Genomic DNA, 2,627 nt, shown 5'->3' with positions numbered 1-2,627 from the left:
TCTAAAGGTATTGTTATTGCGAGTAATCCACCTATCTAATCTATCATTGCAAGACTTGTTTGCAATGTGTAGGAATCTAGTGAATCAATCTGTCATTGCGAGAGGCTTTAGCCTCGTGGCAATCTAGTAAGCTAAAGTGTTTAAGATTCTTTAATATATTTAGATTCCCCAATCTCAAATAATATATACTATAATCCATAGCACTAAAACCATAATCTTTATGATAGCATTAAAACAACCTAAGATTCTATAGTTTCTTTGCTATTAGAATAAATTATAATAGAATCTATATCACTATTTTAATAAAGGAATCCCTTTGTATCCTCTCTTAGAATCTGACATACTCATCTGTCCTCATAATGGTATAATAAATCTTAAAAGTAATAATGGATCACTCTTAGAGATAGAAGGTGCAGGAGTTATCACACAAAGTGATTTACTCAATGCAAGTATCGTTGGTTGCACTAACTCTATTGCAGGATTCCCTACTCCTTGTTCTTGTATCGCTACTATCCCACCAAATGCTATATCAAGTATGCTAGAAGTCAATAATGAAGGTGTGATACTTCAAAGTCAAATACATACAATCTTAACTGATAAAGGATTCCCTATCCAAATCCAAACGAAGAGTCCAAATAATGAAGTCTATCTTGATGATAGTGATAATCTTGCAAGTGATATAGATGAGAATCCAAATGAAAACAGGAGATGATGGAGATTCTAATCAAGATTCTAGTGATAACATAGAATCTCAAAGTAACTCTCATCAAACAAAGAGTGATGAGACAAATAAAGATGCTACTATAAATGCTAATAATACAGATGATAGAAACAAAGATTCCAATCAAGATTCTCCTTTCACAAATAAAGAGAATATAAACAAACAAATCCTTGATATGTATTTTAGCTATGGAAAGGAATGTGAAAGGATAAAAAATAATTCTAAGTGTCAAGATGATTTGAATTTACATATCATCACCAAAGATTATGAAGATGGAGAATATGTAGAAATAAATGCAAACATCAATGACAACACCATAAGTTTAAAAGGCAGGGTTAAGGATAATGAAGTGGTAATTATGAATGTATTTAGGGTGGGCATGAAATGAAAAAGTTTGTTATAATATATGTGATGATAGCTTGTATGTGTAGTGCAGAGCCACATATACCCAAAGAAGCCTCAGCCTTTAAACATTTATCAAACCCTCCCCATAACGATAAAAATGATAATTTAGAGAAATATTATATGCGTTGGGGTTTGAGGTATTGTCTGTTATATTATGATAATACAGATATTGAAAAACTAGAGAGAATGGAGAAACTCTGCCCTGCCATATCTTATCATTTAAATCATCACGCTACACAAGATGACCCAAAAGTAGAGGCGAGAATTGATTTAGAGCTTGGAGTGATTAAACAATATGTCGATACACAAATAACGACGATGAAGCGACAAGGAATACCAAGCATACTTGATGGGTGTCTTGATATGTATGAATCTAAGACATACGAAGAGCAAATAGTGCGTATAATGAGAGATTGTAAGCATATAAGAAATGAAGTTGCAAAAGGCAATTATGATTATGAGGAGGGGGCGTGTCAAGAACTTGTAAAGTAAAATGTGCTAATTTAGAGGTTACAATAAATATTCAAAGACCGAGTTTTAAGAGTGTGGAAGTAGCGTATGATAAAATAAGCAAGTTTGATGTTGAGACCTACAAAGCACGAAAAGAATTGCTATACAATGAATTATATAATAGAGCTATAAGTCAAGGAAAAACAGATGAAGAAGCACAAGAATTCGCCGACACAGAATCTTCTTGGATTGTATCAATAGAATTTGCAGAACCAAGATATTGGCAAATTGGTGGTGCAGTAAAAGCGTTGTTTGATAGTGATAAAAGAGCTTATGTAAATACTTGCGCCCTGCGTGTCAGCTATGCACTCAATCATAGTACACACCCCATAAATACTATGGCTAAACAAGTTGCAAAAAGAGGCTATAAAGGAGATGATAAATATACTTATTATCTGGGAGTGCCTGATATTATTGACCTTTTAAAATTCAACTGGAAAGAATTAACTTGGAGAAAGCCTATTTATACTCAAGTAAAAGAAAAGATAAAATGTGGTTGTTCAGAGGATTTTTACCATAAAATGGATACAAAAGAGCAAAATATACAATTTTTCAAAGAATTACAATCTATCCAAAGAAAAGGTATTATTGCTATGCGTGGCACAGATGGGTTGCGACATACCACTCTATGGGAAATAGATAATTTTATAGATACAGCCTTAGGTATAAGTCCTAATTATCTTAATGAGTCGCAATATATAATGCAGGATTTATATTTTTGGGATTTATTATAAGGGGATTATATAAAAATAATAGCATTAACAATGCTTGTTGCTATGTATTCTTATGCTACAGAGAATGATAGCAATGCAGATGATAGAGAGAGGAGTAGTAAGGCAAGTGATAAGGTAGATGGGAGTAATAATATAAATGATAGAGAGAGGAGAGATTTAAGTAATAGGGATTCTAATATATTAGATAGAGATTCTCATTTCAATCAAGATTCAAATCATTCATCTTATTTAAGAGATTCTCATTTATCAGATTCTAG

At 32.4% G+C, this 2,627-nt stretch carries 5 protein-coding genes; all 5 read left to right on the top strand.

Annotated features, from left to right (window positions below):
• The first annotated feature begins 316 nt into the window (after positions 1–316).
• Positions 317–712: a hypothetical protein gene (locus CQA53_RS10810; RefSeq protein ID WP_115543954.1), complete on the top strand. Its 396-nt coding sequence runs from the start codon at positions 317–319 to the stop codon at positions 710–712.
• Entirely contained in the window at positions 696–1,109 is a 414-nt protein-coding gene (locus CQA53_RS10805) for a hypothetical protein (RefSeq protein ID WP_115543953.1), read from the top strand. The genes CQA53_RS10810 and CQA53_RS10805 overlap by 17 nt, the downstream gene beginning before the upstream one ends.
• Positions 1,106–1,618: a hypothetical protein gene (locus tag CQA53_RS10800; RefSeq protein WP_115543952.1), complete on the top strand. Its 513-nt coding sequence runs from the start codon at positions 1,106–1,108 to the stop codon at positions 1,616–1,618. The genes CQA53_RS10805 and CQA53_RS10800 overlap by 4 nt, the downstream gene beginning before the upstream one ends.
• On the top strand, positions 1,597–2,370 hold the full coding sequence (locus CQA53_RS10795; RefSeq protein WP_115543951.1) for a T6SS effector amidase Tae4 family protein: 774 nt from the start codon (positions 1,597–1,599) through the stop codon (positions 2,368–2,370). Before CQA53_RS10800 ends, CQA53_RS10795 begins: the two co-directional genes overlap by 22 nt.
• 30 nt (positions 2,371–2,400) lie before the next feature.
• The coding region (locus CQA53_RS10790; RefSeq protein ID WP_220272091.1) for a hypothetical protein at positions 2,401–2,627 on the top strand (227 nt) is incomplete at its 3' end.

This window comes from Helicobacter didelphidarum, from assembly GCF_003364195.1.
GTDB lineage: Bacteria > Campylobacterota > Campylobacteria > Campylobacterales > Helicobacteraceae > Helicobacter_A > Helicobacter_A didelphidarum.
The sequence above is the reverse complement of the archived record's forward strand: the minus strand, read 5'-3'. Positions and strand labels throughout refer to the sequence as shown.